At 36.4% G+C, this 21,960-nt stretch carries 20 protein-coding genes; 9 read left to right on the plus strand and 11 right to left on the minus strand.

The features are described 5' to 3' along the window. Window positions 1–25: 25 nt before the first annotated feature. Complete coding sequence (gene accD, locus WC623_RS08130) at window positions 26–871, minus strand: acetyl-CoA carboxylase, carboxyltransferase subunit beta (protein ID WP_372849794.1); 846 nt, start codon at window positions 869–871, stop codon at window positions 26–28. 127 nt (window positions 872–998) lie between these two features. Between accD and fbaA the strand changes: the two genes are divergently transcribed. The 3 genes from fbaA (at window position 999) to WC623_RS08145 (ending at window position 3,056) form a co-directional block, all read left to right on the plus strand. Continuing rightward, the gene (gene fbaA / locus WC623_RS08135) at window positions 999–2,078 is read left to right on the plus strand and encodes a class II fructose-bisphosphate aldolase (protein WP_372849796.1); all 1,080 of its coding nucleotides are present in this window, start codon (window positions 999–1,001) and stop codon (window positions 2,076–2,078) included. Between the two features lie 101 nt (window positions 2,079–2,179). Next, the gene (locus WC623_RS08140) at window positions 2,180–2,659 is read left to right on the plus strand and encodes a low affinity iron permease family protein (RefSeq protein ID WP_372849798.1); all 480 of its coding nucleotides are present in this window, start codon (window positions 2,180–2,182) and stop codon (window positions 2,657–2,659) included. Next, on the plus strand, window positions 2,631–3,056 hold the full coding sequence (locus WC623_RS08145) for a GNAT family N-acetyltransferase (protein ID WP_372849800.1): 426 nt from the start codon (window positions 2,631–2,633) through the stop codon (window positions 3,054–3,056). The genes WC623_RS08140 and WC623_RS08145 overlap by 29 nt, the downstream gene beginning before the upstream one ends. On the opposite strand, the gene WC623_RS08150 is transcribed toward WC623_RS08145, so the two are convergent. From WC623_RS08150 to WC623_RS08170, 5 genes are all read right to left on the minus strand, one after another. Next, entirely contained in the window at window positions 3,053–3,952 is a 900-nt protein-coding gene (locus WC623_RS08150; RefSeq protein ID WP_372849802.1) for a hydroxymethylglutaryl-CoA lyase, read from the minus strand. The two genes, WC623_RS08145 and WC623_RS08150, sit on opposite strands and share 4 nt — an antisense overlap. After that, window positions 3,927–5,249, minus strand: a complete 1,323-nt coding sequence (locus tag WC623_RS08155; RefSeq protein ID WP_372850568.1) for an NAD(P)/FAD-dependent oxidoreductase — start codon at window positions 5,247–5,249, stop codon at window positions 3,927–3,929. The genes WC623_RS08150 and WC623_RS08155 overlap by 26 nt, the downstream gene beginning before the upstream one ends. A gap of 220 nt (window positions 5,250–5,469) precedes the next feature. Further along, on the minus strand, window positions 5,470–8,436 hold the full coding sequence (gene secDF / locus WC623_RS08160; protein ID WP_372849804.1) for a protein translocase subunit SecDF: 2,967 nt from the start codon (window positions 8,434–8,436) through the stop codon (window positions 5,470–5,472). 113 nt (window positions 8,437–8,549) lie between these two features. Beyond that, the gene (locus tag WC623_RS08165; RefSeq protein ID WP_372849806.1) at window positions 8,550–9,038 is read right to left on the minus strand and encodes a dihydrofolate reductase; all 489 of its coding nucleotides are present in this window, start codon (window positions 9,036–9,038) and stop codon (window positions 8,550–8,552) included. Continuing rightward, window positions 9,035–9,829 (minus strand): thymidylate synthase, encoded by a 795-nt coding sequence (locus WC623_RS08170; RefSeq protein WP_372849808.1) that lies wholly within the window; start codon window positions 9,827–9,829, stop codon window positions 9,035–9,037. The genes WC623_RS08165 and WC623_RS08170 overlap by 4 nt, the downstream gene beginning before the upstream one ends. 190 nt (window positions 9,830–10,019) lie before the next feature. Here WC623_RS08170 and WC623_RS08175 point away from each other — a divergent pair, with 190 nt between their 5' ends. The 4 genes from WC623_RS08175 to WC623_RS08190 all read left to right on the plus strand — a co-directional run bounded on the left by WC623_RS08175 (window position 10,020) and on the right by WC623_RS08190 (window position 13,246). Next, window positions 10,020–10,682: a Uma2 family endonuclease gene (locus WC623_RS08175; protein WP_372849810.1), complete on the plus strand. Its 663-nt coding sequence runs from the start codon at window positions 10,020–10,022 to the stop codon at window positions 10,680–10,682. Window positions 10,683–10,795: 113 nt separating this feature from the next. Further along, on the plus strand, window positions 10,796–11,599 hold the full coding sequence (gene ispE, locus WC623_RS08180) for a 4-(cytidine 5'-diphospho)-2-C-methyl-D-erythritol kinase (RefSeq protein WP_372849812.1): 804 nt from the start codon (window positions 10,796–10,798) through the stop codon (window positions 11,597–11,599). Between the two features lie 58 nt (window positions 11,600–11,657). Then, entirely contained in the window at window positions 11,658–12,074 is a 417-nt protein-coding gene (locus WC623_RS08185; RefSeq protein ID WP_372849814.1) for an OsmC family protein, read from the plus strand. A 5-nt stretch (window positions 12,075–12,079) separates the two neighbouring features. Next, a complete protein-coding gene (locus WC623_RS08190) occupies window positions 12,080–13,246 on the plus strand; it encodes an O-succinylhomoserine sulfhydrylase (RefSeq protein ID WP_372849816.1) in 1,167 nt (388 codons plus the stop codon). A gap of 101 nt (window positions 13,247–13,347) precedes the next feature. Here WC623_RS08190 and WC623_RS08195 read toward each other — a convergent pair whose 3' ends face one another. The 5 genes from WC623_RS08195 to tgt all read right to left on the minus strand — a co-directional run bounded on the left by WC623_RS08195 (window position 13,348) and on the right by tgt (window position 20,029). Beyond that, window positions 13,348–13,623 carry a hypothetical protein gene (locus tag WC623_RS08195; RefSeq protein ID WP_372849818.1) on the minus strand — a complete coding sequence of 92 codons (276 nt, stop codon included), beginning with the start codon at window positions 13,621–13,623 and terminating at the stop codon, window positions 13,348–13,350. Between the two features lie 3 nt (window positions 13,624–13,626). After that, on the minus strand, window positions 13,627–16,437 hold the full coding sequence (locus tag WC623_RS08200) for a TolB family protein (RefSeq protein WP_372849820.1): 2,811 nt from the start codon (window positions 16,435–16,437) through the stop codon (window positions 13,627–13,629). 470 nt (window positions 16,438–16,907) lie between these two features. Beyond that, window positions 16,908–17,795: a DMT family transporter gene (locus WC623_RS08205; RefSeq protein ID WP_372849822.1), complete on the minus strand. Its 888-nt coding sequence runs from the start codon at window positions 17,793–17,795 to the stop codon at window positions 16,908–16,910. Next, window positions 17,795–18,898, minus strand: a complete 1,104-nt coding sequence (locus WC623_RS08210) for an LptF/LptG family permease (RefSeq protein WP_372849824.1) — start codon at window positions 18,896–18,898, stop codon at window positions 17,795–17,797. The genes WC623_RS08205 and WC623_RS08210 overlap by 1 nt, the downstream gene beginning before the upstream one ends. Beyond that, complete coding sequence (gene tgt, locus WC623_RS08215) at window positions 18,899–20,029, minus strand: tRNA guanosine(34) transglycosylase Tgt (protein WP_372849826.1); 1,131 nt, start codon at window positions 20,027–20,029, stop codon at window positions 18,899–18,901. 160 nt (window positions 20,030–20,189) lie between these two features. Here tgt and WC623_RS08220 point away from each other — a divergent pair, with 160 nt between their 5' ends. Together WC623_RS08220 and rsmG are read left to right on the plus strand one after the other, a co-directional pair. Further along, window positions 20,190–21,335 (plus strand): glycosyltransferase, encoded by a 1,146-nt coding sequence (locus tag WC623_RS08220; protein ID WP_372849828.1) that lies wholly within the window; start codon window positions 20,190–20,192, stop codon window positions 21,333–21,335. Further along, window positions 21,332–21,958 (plus strand): 16S rRNA (guanine(527)-N(7))-methyltransferase RsmG, encoded by a 627-nt coding sequence (rsmG, locus tag WC623_RS08225; protein WP_372849830.1) that lies wholly within the window; start codon window positions 21,332–21,334, stop codon window positions 21,956–21,958. Before WC623_RS08220 ends, rsmG begins: the two co-directional genes overlap by 4 nt. The last annotated feature ends 2 nt before the right edge of the window (window positions 21,959–21,960 follow it).

A 21,960-nucleotide genomic window follows, 5' to 3' on the forward strand; every position in this document is an offset into this window, starting at 1 on the left:
CCTTTTGGTTTTTATCATTTTAATCTTAGTTATTCATCATTTTGATAAATGCTGCCAGTTTGGCTTTCATCGCTCTCCGGTCAACAATAAAATCTAAGAATCCGTGTTCCAATACAAACTCTGCAGTCTGGAAACCTTTAGGTAAATCTTTTTTAATCGTTTCTTTAATTACCCTTGGGCCAGCGAAACCAATCAAAGCACCTGGTTCAGCAATATTGATATCACCCAGCATCGCATACGAAGCGGTTACACCACCTGTTGTAGGATCTGTTAGTAATGAGATATAAGGAATTTTTGCCTGACTCAATAAAGCCAGTTTAGCAGATGTTTTAGCCATTTGCATCAATGAAAATGCAGCTTCCATCATTCTTGCACCTCCTGATTTTGAAATCATCAGGAAAGGTATTTTATGCTTAATACTGTAATCAATAGAGCGGGCAATTTTTTCACCAACTACTGAACCCATAGAACCACCGATGAAATTAAAGTCCATGCAGGCAATTACAAGATCTTCGCCTTCTATTTTGCCATGAGCAGCTCTTATAGCGTCTTTTAAGCCAGTTTTAGTCTGACTCTCAATCAATCTGTCTGTATATTTTTTGCTATCTGTAAAGTGCAGCGGGTCACCTGATGTCAGGTTACTGAACAATTCTGTAAACTGATTGTTATCGAACAATACTTCAAAATATTCTTTAGAGCCAACACGTAAATGATAGCTGCAGTATTGACAAACATATTTATTTTCTACAAGGTCAGCACTATGTAACGCTTTCTTGCAATTCGGGCACTTGTTCCACAAACCATCCGGTGCCTCTTTCTTTTCTTCCGTTAATGTACTGATACCTTTTTTTTCTCTCTTAAACCAAGCCATGTTATTATTGAAAAATACGAGTACAAAGAAACGAAAAAAAATTAGAACAGTTTAAGGTAGTTTAGCCTAAATTAATTTGCCCAAACTTATATTTTTCATAACTTCGGCTAATCTAAAATTAAAAATAATGAGTTTAAAAGGCTATAAAGGCGTAATTTACGGAGATGCTGTTCAGGAACTGTTTGAACAAGCTAAGAAACATCAATTTGCTTTACCGGCAGTAAATGTTACAGGTACTAATACGATTAATGCGGTTATGGAGACTGCGAAGGCGGTTAATTCACCTGTTATGATCCAGTTATCAAACGGAGGTGCGCAGTTTTATGCAGGAAAAACATTAAACAATGATAATTTAAATGCTTGCGTATTAGGAGCTGTATCTGCTGCTAAGCATGTTCATTTACTTGCAGAACACTATGGTGTTGCAGTTGTATTACATACTGATCACGCTGCAAAGAAATTATTACCTTGGATTGATGGATTGTTAGACCATGGCGAGAAATTTTTCGCTGAACATGGAAAACCGCTATTTTCATCGCATATGCTTGACCTTTCAGAAGAGTCTATCGAAGAAAACATGGAGATCTCGGCTAAATATTTAGCGCGTATGGCTAAAATGGGGATGACTATCGAGATCGAACTGGGTGTAACTGGTGGCGAGGAAGATGGTGTAGACAATTCTGATGTGGATAGCTCTAAATTGTATACACAACCTTCTGAAGTAGCTTATGCTTATGAAGAATTAAGCAAAGTAAGTGATAAGTTTACAGTTGCAGCTGCATTTGGAAATGTTCACGGTGTGTACAAACCAGGTAATGTTAAATTACAACCTGTAATTCTTAAAAATTCACAGGAATACATCAGAGAGAAATTTGCGCTGACAGCTGAAAAACCAATTAACTTTGTGTTCCACGGTGGTTCTGGTTCTTCGCAGGAAGAAATCAGGGAAGCGATTTCTTATGGTGCCATCAAAATGAATATCGATACAGATATGCAATGGGCAATGTGGGAAGGTATTCTTGATTATTATAAAGCTAATGAAGCTTATCTTCAAGGACAGATTGGTAACCCAGATGGAGATGATAAACCCAATAAGAAGTATTATGATCCGCGCGTTTGGTTACGTAAAAGTGAAGAGCAATTTGTTAAGCGTCTGACTCAGGCATTTGATGATTTAAATTGCAGAAACGCAAGCGATAAATTGTAATCCTATTATAAACATTAAGTAAGCGCCATAGGGATAAACCTTATGGCGCTTTTTTTGTGCTAAATTGTACGCCTGAATAGACAGGGAATAAATATATTCTAATGGAAAAACCTAACCATAACCTTTTTGAGCGTTTTGCTAATGTAGCTACTAAATTTACGGGTAGTTCTGCTGCTTTTCTTTCCGCTACCGCTATTGTAGCTATATGGGCTTTAAGTGGGCCTGTGTTTAATTATTCACAAACCTGGCAACTTGTGATTAATACAGGAACTACCATCATTACCTTTTTGATGGTGTTTTTAATTCAGAAGGCGCAAAACAAGGATGGGAAAGCCATTCAGTTAAAATTGAATGAGCTGATTGCTGCTCATGAAAGGGCTAGCAACAGGATGGTAGATATTGAAGACTTGTCGGAAAAAGAACTAGACCAATTGCACAAATTCTATGTAACTTTATCACAACTAGCCAAAAAAGAAAGTGATATCCATTGTTCCCATTCTATAGATGCAGCAGAGGAAATTCACGAAAGAAAAATAAAAACTATAAAGAGCCATGGAAGCACTGCTGGTAAACAAAATTAAAAATAAAGAAGAACTGGAAAAAGCTTTTGCCATTAGAAGAAAAGTATTTGTTGATGAACAGAATTGTCCCCCTGAGCTGGAATGGGAAAATGAAGAGGAGTCTGTTCATTTCCTGGCAGAGCTTAACGGGACAGCTTGTGGTGCTTGTCGTTGGCGCAAAACAGACCTTGGCTATAAGCTTGAACGATTTGCTGTATTAAAAGAGTTTAGAGGTAAAAGGATAGGGCAGGCATTAATGGCTGCAGTACTGGCCGATTTACCTGATGATGCTCGTTATATTTACCTGAATGCTCAATTGCATGCCTTGCCTTTATATGCACGCTTTGGTTTTATTGCAGAAGGTGAACAGTTTGAAGAAGCGGGAATACAACACTTTAAAATGGTAAAAAAGAGTTAATTAAATATTTTGGCAGAGAGGTTAAGCGCTTCCTGCCATTTTTCCATATTAAGGTTTAATATTTCACCTTTGATATTTAAATAATTGATCAGGTCTTCAGTTGCCATATTACCTGTTAAGTCATCGGTAGCCATAGGGCAGCCTCCAAAACCTTTTAGTGCGCTATCAAAACGTCTGCAACCACTTTCATAAGCAGCCTGAATTTTTTCAAGCCTGGTATAAGGAGTGCTGTGTAAATGTAATCCAATTTCTACTTTCGGCAGAGCAGATTGTTCAAGGGTATCAGCTGTTTCAAATTTCTTAATTAGCAGGGGAACAATTTCTTTAATCTTTTCAGGAGAAGATACACCTGTTGTATCTGATAAAGCTAGTATTTTTGCACCATGTCCCGCTAGTTCATCTGCCCATTTTTCTACAATTTCTACATTCCAGGGATCTCCATAAGGATTGCCGAAACCCATTGATATATAGATAACTGCAGTTTTATTGTGTTTGTCACATAAAGCTAATAGTTGTTTTACGGTATCTACAGATTGGCTGATGCTTGAATTGGTATTGCGCTGTTGGAATGTCTCAGAAATGGAAAACGGGAAGCCAACATAACTGATCTGTTCATGTGTACAGGCTTCTTGTACACCTCTTAAATTGGCTACAATAGCCAATAACTTTGAGTTTGTATTGCTAAGGTCAAGCTTTGATAAAACGTCTGCTGTATCACGTAATTGGGGAATAGCTTTAGGAGAAACAAAGCTTCCAAAATCGATGGTATCAAACCCTACTTTTAGCAATAAATTGATATAAGCTACCTTTAGATCTGTATCTATAAAATCATGAATGCCCTGCATGGCATCTCTAGGACATTCTACTAGTTTAATCGGTTTTTGTAGCATTTGCATTTTCTATCTCTTTTATGCTTTTATTCTTAAAAAATGGTCTGATGATTAGCCTTGTACCTCGGTCATAACTAAAGTAACTCCAAACCCAATTCACAAATACAACCAGCTTGTTTCTAAAACCAACAAGCGTCATTAAATGTACAAACATCCAGGTAAACCATGCAAATACTCCCTGGAATCTGATCTTGTGCAGATCGACAACAGCCCGATTCCTGCCAACAGTTGCCATAGTTCCTTTATCATAATATTTAAATGGCTCTACAGGTCTTTTTTCTATAATATTAACCAGGTTCTTAGCAAGTAGAGTCCCCTGTTGTATAGCAGCAGGAGCTACACCAGGATGGCCATTTGGAAATTCTTCAGTAATCATGGCTGCAACATCTCCAATGGCATAAATGTTATTATATCCCTCTACAAGGTTGATCTCATTTACTTTTAATCTGTTTCCTCTAACTATTATTTCTGTATTTATACCATCTAGTACCACACCTTTTACACCGGCCGACCAGATTACTGTGGAGGAAGGGATTTTTTGTCCATCTTCCAGACTTAAAGCATTTCCATCATAACTTTTTACACGGGCGCTGTTCATGATGGTTACGCCAAGCTCACGTAAAAATTCTGCAGATTTTGTTTGAGATTGTGTCGACATAGCTCCAAGTAACTCTGGAGATCCTTCAATAAGATAAATATTTACATCATCAATATTTAGTTCTGGGTAGTCATTCTTTAATACATGTTTCTTCAATTCTGCTATTGCTCCAGCAGTTTCTACTCCAGTAGGACCGCCACCAACTACTACAAAATTTAATAGTTCAGCTCTCTCTAAAGGATCAGCTTCAATTTGTGCGGCCTCAAGATTTTGGAGAATTAGACTACGCAAGTTTAAAGCCTCAGGAATTGATTTCATTGGCATTGCATTGTGCTCAATTTCTTTATTGCCAAAAAAATTACTGGTTGTTCCCGTCGCCAATACAAGGTGATCATATTCTATAGTACCTATCGATGTTTCTATGATGTTCTCGGCAGAGCGTACGTTTTTTACTTTGGTTACTCTGAAAGTGAGATTTTTTTGACCTTTAAAGATCTTTCTCAAAGGAAAGGCAATTGAATCAGCTTCCAATCCGCCTGTAGCAACCTGATAAAGTAAGGGTTGGAAAGTATGGTAATTATGCTTATCGAGCATCATTACTTCCACATCTGCTTTTTTTAATTTTTTTGCAAGTTCAATTCCCCCAAATCCACCTCCTACAATTACAATTCTTTGTTTAGCGCCTTTCGGAAAATGTTGATTCATAATCTTGGGTTTCATCTATTTAGTTTATTGTTTTTTATTTGTCTTCAAGCTGCCTTCGGCGGTTTTGTTGTCAGATGGAGCCTTTGATGATTCAAATAGTTATTGCCCTGTATGCTTAACGATTATTTGAACCATGCCGGGTTCAGTAAATATACATATAACAACAAAAGGCATCCCAAAAAGGATGCCTTTAATTCAATATGATGTAATTACTTCGTAATTATTTTTTTGATTTGAATTTTGCTTCACCTAAATCTAATACGATTGGAGTAGAGATACATAATGATGAATATGTACCAATAATACGACCAATTAATAAGGCAAATATAAATCCTCTGATACTAGCACCACCGAAGATAAAGATCACTAACAATACAAAGAATACAGTTAATGAAGTAAGAATAGTACGACTTAAAGTACTGTTCAGTGCAAAGTTAATTAGCGTTTCTCTTTCTTTTCCATGAAGATCTTCTTTACCTTGTTGCGCTAACTTCTCACGGATCCTGTCAAATACTACAACTGTTTCAGTCATCGTATAACCCATTACTGTAAGGATGGCCGCGATGAAATCCTGCCCAATCTCAAGAGAGAAAGGTAATACACCGTCTAAAATAGTATAGAATGATAAAACTAATAAAACATCATGGAATAACGCGATTACCGCGCCTAAACCATAGTTTACTTTCTTAAACCTTACTACGATATAGATAAACATCACTAAACAAGAGAACAAAATAGCTCCGTAAGCACTATATAGAATATCGCTCGCGATGATAGGACCAACTTTCTCGTTACTTACAATGTTATATTTTACTCCTGTTTTTGATAAACCATCTTTTAAAGCCGATTCAACAATTTTATCTGCTTCAGTATCAGTATCAGTAATATGGTAGGTAGTTGTGATTTTTAATTCATGATCACCACCAGCTGTTTTTACAATTGTTTCAGACTCTGGGAATACTGCAGTTAATTTTTCTTTTACATCCTCAGTTTTCATACCCTCATCAAAGTGAACGATATAAGTTCTACCTCCTTTAAAGTCGATACCTAAGTTTAAACCACCGTGTTTGAAATAGAAGATTGCACCTAAAACAATGATTACTGTAGAGATGATATAATATAACTTTCTGTGTCCAACGAAGTCGAAAGCAATATTTTTAAATGCATGGATGGTGTATTTATTACCAAACGAAATGTTAGCTTTTTTATCTAACAAAGTATCAAATACTAAACGTGAGATAAGTACTGCACAAAACAACGATGATAAAATACCAATACAAAGTGTAGTTGCAAAACCTTGAACCGGACCGCTACCGAATACATATAGGATAACACCTAATACCAATACAGTAACGTTTGAATCGATGATTGAAGACATTGCATGTTTGAAACCTTCGCTAATTGCTAATGGAGTAGATTTACCCGCGTTTAATTCCTCTCGTACACGTTCAAAGATCAGGATGTTCGCATCCACTGATAAACCAATTACCAATACGATACCCGCGATACCAGGCAATGTTAAAACTGCACCGAGTGATACCAAAATTCCCATGATGAAGAATAAGTTGATGACCAATGCAAGGTTAGCAACCCATCCGGCTTTGTTATAATACAATGCCATGAACACCAGAATTACTACGAATGCGAGAACAAACGATAATAAACCGTTGTGGATCGCCGCTTCACCCAATGATGGACCAACTACAAACTCACCAACAATTCTAGCAGGAGCAGGTAATTTACCAGCTTTTAAAATATTTGCTAAATCTTGGGTGTCATTTTGAGTAAAGTTACCTGTGATTGAAGAAATACCGTTAGGGATTTCATTTTGTACCGTAGGAGCAGAATAAACTGTGTTATCTAAAACAATAGCAATCGCTTTTTTATTGTTTGGATCTGAAGAAGCCTCTGCAGTAATTTTTTTCCATTTCGCAGCACCATCAGCAGTCATGTACATGGTTACTTCAGGATGTCCTTTCTGATCAAAGTCATGACGTGCATCGCTGATTGCCTCACCACCTAAATCTGGTTTGCCATCTAAAGAAGTAGCTTTGATTGCGTACAATTCAAAAATTTTGCTTGGTGTTTGCGCACCCAGATCAGCTGGCTTAACACTCCACATAAATTTATATGTCTGAGGAATGATAGATGCAATTTCTGGTCTTTTGAAGAATGCGTTTACTTTTGCAGTATCTTTTTGTGCAACCCATCCTACAACTGGACCTGGGCGTAATGAAGGCTGACCAGTTTCTGATTGATAAGTAGGGATATTTAATACAGCGAATAAAGGATTGGATTTAGAAAGCTCCTGATTTTTTAAAGCTGTTGAATCTTTTGTATCTGCATTTTTAGCTAAACCAGCTAATTTACTACCTGTTTTTGCAGCAGTGTCAGTACCAGCAACAGATGCTGTGTCTTTTAAAGTTGTAGCTAGTGTTTTGTTGATGTTCTCCAAAACCGGATATACTTCCTCGTTTTGGTATACTTGCCAGAACTGCAATTCTGCAGAACCTTGTAATAGTTTGTGAACACGTTCTTTGTCTTGCACACCTGGCATCTCAATCAGGATACGGTTAGTACCTTCTTGTTTCTGCATGTTCGGACTCACTACACCGAAACCATCAATACGACTTCTAATGATAATGAATGAACGGTCGATTGCACTTGTTGCTTCTTTGGATAAAAAGTTTTTAACTTCAGAATTGCTGGCATTAGGCTTTAACAATTTTGCATTGTCCTGATTAGAGAAGAAATCAACCAGTTGTTTGTTTGGTTCTAGCTTCTCGTATTCGTTTACAAATAAAGAAACGAAATCTTTACCACCAGCATTTAACTGTTGTTGAGCAGTTGCTAATGCTTTGTTAAAATTAGCATCGTCAGTATTTCCAGCTAATGATTTAACCAATTCACCTAACGATATTTCCATCGTTACGTTCATACCACCTTTAAGGTCTAACCCAAGGTTTATTTCTTTTGCTTTACAAAACTGATAATTAAAACCGAAAAGCGGATAAACAGGCACAGTGGCCATAGAATCTAAATATGCTTTTTCTTTTTCTACATCTCCTTTAGCGTAAGCTTTTGCGTCTTTTTCAACTTTCGAGGTAACAAAGTTGAATGAGAGAGAGTACACACAGACAATACCTAAAAGTATTGCCATAAATTTAATAAAACCTTTACCCTGCATTTGTTTGTAATTATTAGTCTATATATGCTATATATTTTTTTAACAAGTCGGCAAATCTAATTATTTTTTTAATTAATAGGCCACCTTATTGATTTTTTATTATAGGAGCTCAACTATTTACGCAAAAGTGTCGAAAAAGTGTAAGCTACATGATTTTTTTCATCTGGAAGATGTTTTTCAACATCTATTTCATTCCACAGATCAGAATCAATCTGCGGGAAAAAAGCATCAGCATCATAACTTTGATGTACCCTGGTTAGATAGATCTTGTTTACGATTTTTAAGGTTGATTTATAGATTTCAGCACCACCTATAATAAATACTTCTTCTTCTTCTGTAGTACAAAGTGCAAGTGCTTCATCAATATTGCTGACTACTTCAACACCTGGAATTTGAAGCTCAGGAGTTCTTGTCATCACAATATTACGTCTGTTAGGTAATGGTTTACCTATGGAATCATAAGTTTTTCGACCCATAATAATGGTATGGCCGGATGTAACCTCTTTAAAATGTTTTAAGTCAGCAGGTAAATGCCAAAGCAGCTGATTATCTTTGCCTATGGCATTGTTCTCGTCAATAGCAACAACTACAGATATCATCATACAGCCACTGCTCCTTTTATATGTGGATGCGCGTCGTAATCTGTCAGCGTAAAATCTTCGTACTTAAAGTTGAAAATGTCTTTTACTTCTGGATTAATATACATAGTCGGCAATTTCTTAGGCTCGCGGCTTAATTGTAGTTTGGCTTGCTCAATATGATTATTGTATAGATGGGCATCTCCAAGTGTATGTATAAAATCACCATATTGTAATCCACATACTTGTGCTACCATCATTGTAAGCAATGCATAAGATGCTATATTAAAAGGTACACCTAAAAATATATCGGCACTACGTTGGTAAAGCTGACAGCTTAATTTTCCGTCTGCAACATAAAATTGAAAGAAAGCGTGGCAGGGTGGAAGTGCCATATTCTCTACTTCAGCAACATTCCATGCAGAAACGATGATTCGTCTCGAGTCTGGGTTGTTTTTAACGGTATTTATGATTTGTGCAATCTGATCGATATGGCCACCATCTGGTTTAGGCCATGAACGCCATTGTGAACCGTAAACAGGACCAAGGTCGCCATTTTCATCTGCCCACTCATCCCATATTCTAACGCCGTTGTCTTTTAGGTATTTGATATTGGTATCGCCACTTAAGAACCAGATCAGTTCATGTATAATAGATTTTAAGTGCAGTTTTTTTGTAGTTACCATTGGAAACCCGTCCTGCAGGTTAAAGCGCATCTGATATCCAAATACGCTGATAGTCCCAGTTCCGGTACGATCGTGTTTTTGCGTGCCATGATCTAGCACATGTTGCATTAGATCTAAATATTGCTTCATCTATTATGTTTTTTCTATTGAAGGATAATGTCTTTGATTAATGTTTTGTTGCATCCGATAGGTGCGTTGAATACAAAAGTACATATATATGAATGCTTTTGAAAGAATGGAGATTTTTAAATTAAATTTTCGGTGTAAGATTTCAATAATCCTGAAATAATAAAGACGTTCGTTGTGGAGGTAATAGAATGTGAAAAAAAGAGGACGACAACATCAGAAGAAGTTCAGACGGAAAGGTACTTATCAAAGGGAACCAATCATAAATACCTTTAATGAAATTGACCTTTTTGGTACTTATTCTTATGCGAGCTATCTTAAATGGAAGTTTGAAGAACGTGTTGAGCTGATTAAAGGGAAGGTTTTTCAAATGGGTGCTCCATCAGTAAATCATCAGCGTTTACTGGGTTTTATACACTGGGAAATATATTCTGTTTTAAGATTTCAATCCTGTGAAGTGTTTACCGCACCATTTGATGTGCGTTTTCCTGATAAATCAACATCAAATAATAAGGTCTTTACTGTTTTGCAACCTGATGTTTGCGTGGTTTGTGATGATAGTAAATTGGATAAGAGAGGTTGTATTGGAGCTCCTGATATTGTTGTCGAAATACTCTCACCTGGCAATGGAAAAATAGAACTTGAATATAAATATGGTATTTATGAAAAGTATGGTGTTCGGGAATATTGGGTTGTTCAGCCAAATGAGAAAAGCATTTTAAAATATGTTTTGAATAGTGATGGGAGGTTTGTTGCTGGAGTTCTTCATTATGGAAGGACAGAATTTGTCTCTGATGTATTACCTGGTTTTAGAATAAAAATTGATGAATGTTTTGGAGTAATGAGGGATGATTAGGACTTTAATGAATTGTTTAGGTTTGTTGATTTTTCTAAGTATTAATATGTCATTTGGTTTTTGGTATTTGCAATTTTAGTAAGTTTGCTTTCCAAAAATTAAATGCCACATGTATGCTTGCTTTTGCAAATGCAAAGATTAACCTTGGTTTAAACGTCATAGAAAAAAGGCCAGATGGGTATCATGATATCGAAACTGTATTTTATCCCATAAAGTTGTACGATGTGCTGGAGGTAACGGATGCATTGGAAACTTCTTGTTTGGTAAAAGGAATTGATGTGCCAGGAGATACAGATGATAATCTTTGCATCAAAGCCTTTAAGTCTATTCAAAAGGATTTTAACCTACCTGAACAGCAAATTACCTTACTTAAAAATATTCCTGTTGGTGCCGGATTAGGAGGAGGCTCTTCAGATGCCGCCCATTTGGTTAAATTGTTAAATGATAAGTTCAAATTGGGTTTGTCTGTTGCTACAATGGAAGACTATGTCAGGCCTTTAGGGGCTGACTGTTCATTTTTCATTAAAAATGAACCATCTTGTGCATTTGGGATAGGTGATGAGCTTAATCCAATCGCAATAGATTTGTCAAATTTCTTTCTTGTGCTGGTTAAACCGCCTGTACACGTTTCAACAGCAGATGCTTATGCTGGAATAAAGCCTACAATTCCTAGTAGATCGGTAAAAGATTTAATACATTTGCCTGTGAAAGAATGGAAATCTTGTCTCAAAAATGATTTTGAAACCTCTGTTTTTTCAAAATATTCGGAGATTGAACAGATCAAATCAAAATTATATCAATCTGGTGCATTATTCTCTTTAATGAGTGGTAGTGGTTCAAGTGTTTTTGCAATTTTTGATCAGCGCGTTCATCTGCCGGAACTGGAACGTGAAAATAAAGTTTATTATAACATTTAAACATCATGGTGTTGGTATTACGTACTGAACGTGATGGATAAAAATAACTGATACGAACATGGAGATTAATTTAATACGTAAAAGCGGTAAGTTTAACTTTGAAGCAGAGAATTCGAGTGGCTTTACTGTTGAGCTTGATGCTAAGCCTGCAATTGGAGGCGAAGGTAAAGGTTTTAGACCAATGGAAATGCTTTTAATAGGTTTAGGTGGTTGCAGTGGAATAGATATGGTGAATGTGCTGACTAAGCAAAAGGAGCCTTTAGATGATGTCAAGATTTCAATCAAGGCAACCAGAAAAGATGAAGAAATGCCACCTATTTTCGACGTAATAGATATTCATTTCAATTTATACGGTGCTTTAAGCGTGCCGAAGGTGGAGCGTGCATTGAATATGACGTTTGATAAATATTGTTCTGTCTCTAATATTTTGGGGCGTTCTGCTACCATCAACTTTACTTATACTATTCATCAATAAATAAAATGGAAGAAGAGAATTTCGAAACACTGGCTATACGTTTGCAAGCCGAAAGAACACAATATAAAGAGCATTCTGTGCCACTGTATTTAACGTCAAGTTATAAGTTTGATGATGCAGAGGACATGAGAGCGCTGTTTGCAAACGAAAAGGAAGGGAATGTTTATAGCAGATATGCTAATCCAAATACAACAGAATTAATTGATAAAATGGCTGTTCTTGAAGGTGCTGAAACCGGTTGGGTTACGGCTTCAGGAATGGCAGCAATATTTACCACTCTTGCTACTTTTTTAAAGTCTGGTGACCATGTATTGTCTAGCCGTTCTGTTTTTGGCTCAACCCATCAGCTGTTGAATAATGTTTTTGCAAAATGGGGTATTACTTATACTTATGCTGATCTGGATAAGCCAGAACAATGGGAAAAAGGTATACAGCCCAATACAAAAATGATTTTTGTGGAGACACCCTCTAATCCAGGAATTGATATTATTGATTTGGAATGGTTGGCGAAACTAGCGAAGCAGCATGATGTTTTATTAGCTGTGGATAATTGCTTTGCTACACCATATTTACAACAGCCAATAAAATTAGGTGCTGATATCTCTATTCATTCGGCTACAAAATTTATTGACGGACAAGGTCGTACTCTAGGTGGGGTTATTTTAGGCTCAAATAAATTAATTAAGGAAATAGAAGGATTTGCCAGGCACAGTGGGCCTGCAATGTCACCATTTAATGCATGGTTGTTGTCTAAAAGTTTAGAAACACTTGCGGTACGTATGGACAGACATTGTGAGAATGCTTTGAAAGTTGCGGAGTTTTTAGAGAGTCATGCAAGTATAAAAAGGGTGATGTATCCTTTTCTGACTTCACACCCTCAATATGAAATTGCTAAAAAGCAGATGAAACAAGGTGGAGGTATTGTGACGATGGTAATTGAAGGTGGGGTTGAGGCTGCTAGTGCTTTCATGAATAAGTTAAAGATGTTTTCTATTTCTGCTAATCTTGGTGATACCAGGTCTATAGCTACCCATCCGGCGACAAGCACGCATTCAAAGTTGACAGAAGATGAGCGTTTGCAGGTTGGGATTGAACAGGGAACTATTCGTTTATCTATAGGTTTGGAACATATCAACGATATTCTTGAAGATATTAAGCAGGCTTTAGCATAATTGACAAAGATATTTTACCAAATAGGTAGTGTTTAAAACAAAAGACCGGATTGCTTCTTCAGCAATCCGGTCTTTTGTTTTATGAAGTAATTTTCTTTTTTTTACTTGATATATTCCCGGTCTTCGTCGCTCAGATTATTTTTATTGTCATTGCTGTATCCATCTAACTCCTTATCATATGTGCTTATTGTTGTTTTTGGTCGGCCAGCCCAGTATCCGAGGATAAATCCTACAAAAGTACATACACCAACAACCAGAAGTTTAGAAATGTCCTTTTTAACGACTATGAAATTAAATTCAACTGCATCAGTATTGATCATTAAAAAAATAGTGATAAGTGCAGTAAAAATGATAATGAAAATGGTTCTTGCTCGCATGATTTAGAAGCTATAGTTTAAAATTAACTCTAATATAGGATTTTGATTGTAAACTTTATTTACGAACACGAATCTAGTGCCTAGATCAATTATTGGTTGGTAACGGAGTAAATTCATGCTGCTTCGTAATTCAAAGCCATATGTTTTTGGTTGCCCCATATCCGTGTCTATGCCTAGATTTTCGTAATGACAAAATAATCCGCCACGTATATTTCGGATATAAGCGAGTGGGCCAAGTTCAGCATCAGGAAAAGCGAAAGGAAATCTATAGTTGAAAAGTAGCGTATTCTTTAAAAAGTTGCGGGCCATGATATTATTGTAGCCATACACTGCATTAATCTCATTGTCGTAGCGTCTTACGCCTGATGTGTGCTGGTAATTGAAGTTTGCAGTAAAAGAATGGTTCTTAAAGAAGCCTGGGAAATATAAAAATGCTTCTGCGGCAAATAGTTCTCCGTCCAGACGCTTATCGAAAGGCTGGTGAAGATAAGTAAGTTTAAGTGTTTGTGCCCATCTTGGTGCTATGTCACGATCAGCCTGCCTTGTGGAATGTGCAAATGAGAATCCATATTCCATCGGTAGTTTTAGGCTTGTGATGTAATTGACTGGCATATTTTGTCCCATGTATCTTTGAGTATAACTTGTTGCAGTTTTAAAATTGAAACTATAGTTGTCTCCAAGACTATTAAAGTTAATTGGAACTAATGCTTGAAGTTGAATGTTGTTTTCCCTCCAGTCGCCCTGCATTATACCCTGATTAGTGGTGTAAAAAGTTCTTCGGGGTCTGTTTCGGTAAGTGCTGCTGATGACTGGATAAAAACTTTTAAGGACAAAACCCGCATTGTATTCAAACCGGCCAAGGTCACGGTGATATTCTACTCCTGCAAAGGAGCTGAAAGTATTGAGTAGGTTATCTGAATTTAGTTGTAATCCGAAGAGGTATTCGTCTTCAATTACAGGAGTTATACTGTGAAGGTTAATGAGGTTGCCTAACGCGCGATATGGTTTAGAGGTATAAATGCTATCAGGGATCTTGCTAAATACATTTCCTGTATTTTCTTGTTTTTCTGCAGCTGCACCAAAATAAACAAAATTATCTTTTGAGAGAGGCTCTGGTTTTATTGGTGTTTCTGAAATGTCGTAGCCTGTATGTCTAAAATTGTTGAAAATTAATGTTGACGATGTTTTTGAAAATGAAGGATTGAAAGCGCCGTATTTTGCGTTGCTCAGAGCGCTTATTTTTTTTGATATGACGTCTATCTCATAAATGTTGTCGATCCCGTTGTAATGGGCGTTAAATGCGATCTGTTGACCAAAGAATACGGGTCTAGTCAATTGCTGTTGTGTTGGGGCTATGAGTTCATGTGCTTCACCTGATCTGTTTATGGTGTGTAGCGCTTTTCCTTTTTCACTCACACTGATATAGGCAATGGTGTTTCCGCTTTCGTCAAAGGATGGAGTTTGAAGAATTAGATTTTTAGGGTTTGGGTATGTGAAAATGATGGCACCGGATTTTGCATCAAGCTCCACAAGGTTGCATTGGTTATTCAATTCGAATTTTACTGCAATTATCTTTTTACCGTCAGCGGAAAGTGAAGGAGCGAAAAGTCTGGATTTTGAACTGATTTTTTTAACTTTTTTTGTTTTTAGATTATAACTACAAATGATATTGTAGTTGCGTTTTCTATATCTAGGGTCGTATCTTACCTCATCCCAAACTACAAGATCATTGGCGTAACTGAACCAAGGCTGTTCCTGGTAACCAATGTAGAGCAAATGTTTTTCTGTACGATTGCTGTCGATCATTATCAGATGTGTTGCTTCTGTTTTACTTTGCTTTAAAGTTAATATGCTGTTGTCGTTTAATTTTACCGGAGTAAAATAATTGGTTGCATATTTCGCAGGTTTAGTTAGTGACTTGTAATCTACAGTTGATGCTGCTTGTTCCTGAGCTGTCCATTTTTCTTTGAGTAGTGACTCTGTTTGTTTGTACCATTGGTGGCTTCCTTTGTCTGTAAGTTTTTTTAATGTGTTAGAAAAAGGATAAAGGCGAAGAGGACGTTTCCTGATGTCAGTAAGCACCTCGTCAAATATATTTTCTCCATGTTGTGTTCTGATGTTTGAAGATAGGAGATAGCCCAGTTGGTAGTAGCCAGGAGTGATGTCTGTATTTGATCCGAAACTGGCCTTACTGTAGGAAAGTTTTTTCCCTTCAAGGAGGCTTGCTCTATAGGGCATAATCCATGATGGCTGTCTTCCGCGTCCCGCATTTGTAAGTGCAGTTTCTGTGGTTACTGCATCGCCTTCAAAAAACCAGATTGGCAAGCTTGCACCGAACCATGCGAAGTACACAAGTTCTGGAAATGGTTTCGCTTTAACGCCGGTTAGTTTGTCGAACTGAGCGACGTGTCTGAGTTCGTGAACTGCCAGGTTATTTAGCCAGTCTTGACTGTCGAATTGTTGTGGAGGTGTACTAAAAAATTCAGACTTTTTTGGGCCTAGCTGAGCGAAGCCATTTGCAATGACTCCTTGGTTTTGGAGCAGTACCGGGATGGTTGTTTTTTTGACTCCCAGACTACTCCCTATAAGAGGGTAAATGTGCGGTAAGGTATTGGCCATTCTTTGAGCTTCTTTTTCAAGTTCGGTTGGGTAGATGATTTTAAAACCTGATGAATTTATTTGGCGCCATTTTACACTAAGTGGGTTTTGCTCTTCGTCGAAAATTTGTGAAAATACCGAGTGTGAAATTAAACTTAATATGATTGTTATTTTTAATTTGATTATCAGTGAATTATATAGTTTATTTTGTTTCATTTATGTGGTTTACTAAAATAATTAGTATTTTGTTATTTTTATTGTTGTTTTTATTTGACTTTTTATTTTATATGAATGTAGTTTTATTGTTGATATTCAGCTTATTAAAATTTTATTTGTTTTTAATTGATTGTTCGATTTTATTGTGTTTTTATGATGTTTTAAGCTTCTTTTTGGTGTTTTTTATACTCGCTTTAAAAGTGGGTATAATTGGCAATTAAGATACACTATTTAGGCGATAAATAAAATTAAATTTAAGCGTATAATTTTAGTTCTGTATACTGAATAGCGTGTTTGTCTTTTAGTTTTTATGGCTGAAAGTCGCTCTTTTTAGAGGCGGTTTGCTGGATTTTCTTGTTGGATTTGGGTGCCTTTTCAGGCTTTTTTTTTGAATAGTGTAGAGGCTCTAGATAGTCTTTTTATGGATAGATTTTCTTGCCCCTACCCTATAGGTGAGGAGCTAGAAAGAGCTAAATGTTGCTGCGTTTTTTATAGATCGGATATAAGAATACAGCACCCAGAATAATGATGGCGCCAAGGTAAAATCCGATAGACATAGCTTCTTTTGTTCCGAAGAAAATGAAGGCTAATAAGATGCCATATACCGGTTCCAGGTTAGTGATTAGAGCTACGCGAAAGGCAGTGATTGTACGCATTACTGATACCCCTGCAACATAGGCAAGCGCTGTGCAAATGGTTCCTAGTAAACCAAGATAAAGCCAGTCTGTATGGCTTAGGTAGAAGTGTTCTGTGAACAGACTTTGGTCAAATAAACGGTATAAAGTGATCCATAGGAAGGCCCCCATAATCTCATAAAAGCTAATGACAAGGGCATCGCTTTTTTGTACAAGAACGGAATTAATACTACCGAAAAGACTGGATGCAAGGGCTGCTGAAAGTCCAAAAATGATACCTAATGTATATTTTGATTCAAATTTGAAGATCAGATAAATACCTAGAATGATAATTAATCCAATAACTATGTCAGGTATCTGTATGCGTTGTTTCTTTATTATAGGCTCTATTATAGCTGTAAACAATGTAAAGGATGATAGGCAAACGAGGGTTACCGAAACCGTTGAAACCTTGATGGCATGGAAAAAAAGAATCCAATGTAGGGCTACAATGCTTCCAGTTAACATGAATTGTAAAAACTGCTTTCTGGTAACTTTCAGGCTGGTTCTACTCAGTTTAAAATATATAAAAAGTGTAATGGTAGCAATTAGTACTCTGTACCACACCATCTGTACAGCATCTACCGAGATCAAAGCACCTAATATCCCTGTAAAGCCCCAGATAAAAACTGTAAAGTGAAGAATCAGTAGATTTTTATTGCTATTTATAGCTTCCTTTATCATTATTTTGGCGCTTTTCTCAGTAGGTAGAATCCTAACAAACCGAAGAATATGGTAGGAGCTAAAACTGCAATAAGGGGCGGCATTCCTCCTTTTAGGGAAAACATTTTTGCGAATTGATTAAATACGATGTAAGCAAAACTTAATAAAATTCCAATTCCCAGTGGTAATCCAACACCTCCACGAACCTTTCTGGATGATAATGCAACCCCGATGAGGGTAAGTACAAAGGCTGAAAGAGGGTGTAAGTAGCGTTTGTATTGTTCAAATAGAAGATCATTCCATATTCCTGATCCTCTGATCTTCTCTTTTTTGATCTTTTCTGAAAGTTCTTTATTAGTTAGGTTTTCAAAAATATTATCATATGCAGAGAAATCATCAGGACGCATGTCTAATATAGTATCTTTAGTTAAAGAAGATCCACCAGTGAAAGTTTCTTTAAGCCCATTGATGTCTCTTACAGAGTAGTTTATAAGCTTCCAGGAGCGTTTTACGGAGTCCCATTTGATTTCGTCAGCAATTAGCTTTTTAGTTAGTACATCGCCTTTAAAGTTGTCTAATGAAAAACGTGTTCCAGTCTTACTTTTATTGTCAAAGTTGTCTATGTGAATGTAAGTATTGTTATCCAGTTTCATATGGATATTACTTTTACTAGAAGGGTCGTTCTTCTTTACATAATTGTTTTCAAAGCTGTTTTTAAGCTGGTTTGTATACGGAAGAATGTACAAATTAGAAGCCAGATTGGCCGCAAATATGATAAAAGCCGAGATAAAATAAGGGACTAGAAATCTGTTAAAACTAACCCCTCCACTTAGTATAGGGACAATTTCAGTCTGGTCGGCCATTTTTGCAGTAAAGAAAATCACTGCAATAAAATTGATTAGAGGTGATAGCATATTCACATAATATGGTATAGAACCTGCATAATAAAGAGATATGACCTGCCAAAAAGTAAGATTGGCACCTAAAAAATCATCTAGTTTCTCGGATAAATCAAAAATGATGATAATAACAACAAAGAGGGTTAGGGTATACAAAAATGTACCCAGATATTTGCTGATGATATACCAGTCGAGAATTTTTATCCTGTCTTTGATAATGTTCATTTATAATTTATTACCTAAGATAGTAACCATTTTGTTTTTCCATGCGTAAAACTCGCCACTTAAGATTTTTTCTCTGGCAGTTTTTACCAACCAAAGGTAAAAATGCAGGTTATGTAGCGTGGCAATTTGTGCACCTAGCATCTCTTTTGAGTGCATTAGATGTCTTAGATAAGCTTTAGAATATACTTGATCAGCAATAAGGTCGCTATCAGCTTCAATTGGAGAGAAATCATCTGCCCATTTTTTATTGCTAATATTTATAACGCCGTTTTTAGTGAAAAGCATTCCGTTTCTTGCATTTCTGGTCGGCATAACACAATCAAACATGTCTACGCCTAGAGCAATGTTTTCTAATATATTGATAGGAGTGCCCACACCCATTAGGTAACGTGGCTTTTCTTCAGGCAATATATTACATACTACTTCCGTCATCCCATACATTTCCTCCGCTGGTTCACCTACAGAAAGTCCTCCAATTGCATTTCCTTCTCTGTCCATCGAAGCAATGAATTCCGCAGATTTCATTCTTAAGTCCTTGTATACAGATCCTTGTACAATCGGGAATAGCGTCTGATTGAAACCATATTTTGGTTCTGTACTGTCGAAACGTGTGCAGCAACGCTTTAACCAACGGTGTGTCATGTTGATAGAGTTTGCGGCGTATTTATAATCGCAAGGGTATGGTGTACATTCATCGAAGGCCATTATAATATCAGCTCCTATAGTACGTTGGATATCCATTGCGTATTCAGGAGTGAAAAGATGCTTTGACCCGTCTATATGTGAACGAAATGTTACGCCTTCTTCCTTAATTTTCCTTACTTTACTTAAAGAATATACCTGATAACCTCCGCTGTCAGTCAAAATTGGTCGGTCCCAGCCAATAAATTTATGCAGGCCTCCGGCTTGTTCCAGAACATTTAATCCAGGTCTCAGATATAAATGGTAAGTGTTTCCTAAGATGATTTTAGCATCGATATCATTTTTAAGCTGTTGCTGATTGATGGATTTAACTGTCCCTGCAGTGCCAACAGGCATGAAAATAGGGGTTTGTATTTCCCCATGATCTGTAGTTATTGTTCCTGCCCTTGCTTTTGAATTTATATCTTTAGCTTGTAAATTGAATTTCATCTTTATGTGTTTATTGTTTTAAGGATGGCTAATGCCTGATCTCCTTGAAAATCTGCGCAAAAATAGCAAAAAACAAGCTATTTATAGGTTAAATTTTTTATCAACATAAAGGAACATTACAGATTAAAAATCAGAAATTTGACCCTTTCAAAATTACATCGTGGAATTAAGCTTTTTAGATGGCGTTTTATTTGAACGCTTTGAGTACTACCTGCTCGGTATTTTATTTTTTTGTTTTCTTATTCAGCTATATTTTAGCTTGTTTGTTCACTTACGTTTAGCACGTTTAAGAATAGATCCGTTATCTGAAAATGCCAGAAAGCCATTAAGTGTAGTGATTTGTGCCCGCAATGAAGCTGAAAACCTCAAGCAGTATTTACCTTTAGTATTAGAACAGGATTATCCGGATTTTGAAGTTGTTGTTGTCAATGACCGTTCCTGGGATGAAACGGAGGATCTACTTAAAGAATTCTCAAAGCAGTATAAGCATTTAAAGATAGTAACGGTACTTGAGGGAGAGCGTTTTATTGCTGGAAAGAAATTTGCAGCAACGATGGGGATTAAAGCAGCAAAGAACGAATGGTTAGTATTTACCGATGCAGATTGTTTTCCAGCTTCATCTAAATGGTTGTATGGAATGCAGCAGCCAGAGCAGGAGGGAATAGAAATCCTATTAGGCTATTCTCCATATTTAAAAAAGAGAGGATTGTTAAATGCATTAATTCGTTTTGAGACTTTTTTTACAGCTGTAAATTACCTTTCATTTGCTATAAAAGGTATGCCCTATATGGGAGTAGGAAGAAATATGGCGTATAAGAAATCATTGTTTTTTAAAAATAAAGGCTTTGCTGCACATATGCATATTCCTTCAGGTGATGATGATCTTTTTGTAAATGCTCATGCACATAGTGGAAATACCGGAATTCGTATTCACCAGGATGCCCAGGTATGGAGTGAGCCAAATACCAGTTTTGGAGCATATTTACGACAAAAGAAACGTCATTTTGGTGCCGGAAAATTATATAAGCCCAAACATAAATTTATTTTGTCTGCACAGATCATCATACAATTTCTATTTTATGTTACCTTAATTGTACTGATGTGTTTTAAATCAACACTTTATCTCGCTTTGGGAGTTTTAGCTTTAAGTATTGTAATCAGGTGTTTTATTTACCCGCGGATTCTCAATCGTTTAAATTATGGAGATTTAAAATGGTGGTTCCCGGTTTTGGATATGCTATTATTCATTTTTCTAGTGTTTAACGGCATTCTGTCTATATTTGTCAAAAAAGTTAAGTGGAAATGAAATCAGCGTTAATACAGAAATATTTTAAAGACCTTACTGAGCAGCAAATTGCCCAGTTTGATCAGTTGTATGATTTATACAGTTTTTGGAATGCACAAATCAATGTGATTTCCAGAAAAGATATTGATGAACTTTATGAACGTCATATTTTACATTCACTAGGCATTGCAAAATTTTGCATTTTTAGACCTGGAGAAACTGTTTTAGATGTGGGTACTGGAGGTGGTTTTCCTGGAATTCCATTGGCTATTTTATTTCCTGAAACTGAATTTCATCTGGTAGATTCAATTGGGAAAAAGATTAAAGTAGTTGCTGAAGTCGCACATTCATTAGGCTTAAAGAATGTAACAGCAAGTCATTTGAGAGCTGAACAAGTAATAGATAAATATGATTTCGTAGTTTCAAGAGCAGTAACGCGCCTGATTGACTTCTATCCATGGGTAAAAGGGAAATTTAATAAAGAATCTAAAAATGCCATTCAAAATGGGATTTTATATTTAAAAGGAGGTGATTTGTCGGAAGAAATTGCTGAATCTCGTTTAAAAGCTGAGTTATACCCGCTTTCTGAATACTTTGAAGAAGAGTTTTTTGAAACTAAATACGTTGTTTACATCCCACAATAGCA

This window comes from Pedobacter sp. (genome assembly GCF_041645105.1).
Lineage (GTDB): Bacteria > Bacteroidota > Bacteroidia > Sphingobacteriales > Sphingobacteriaceae > Pedobacter.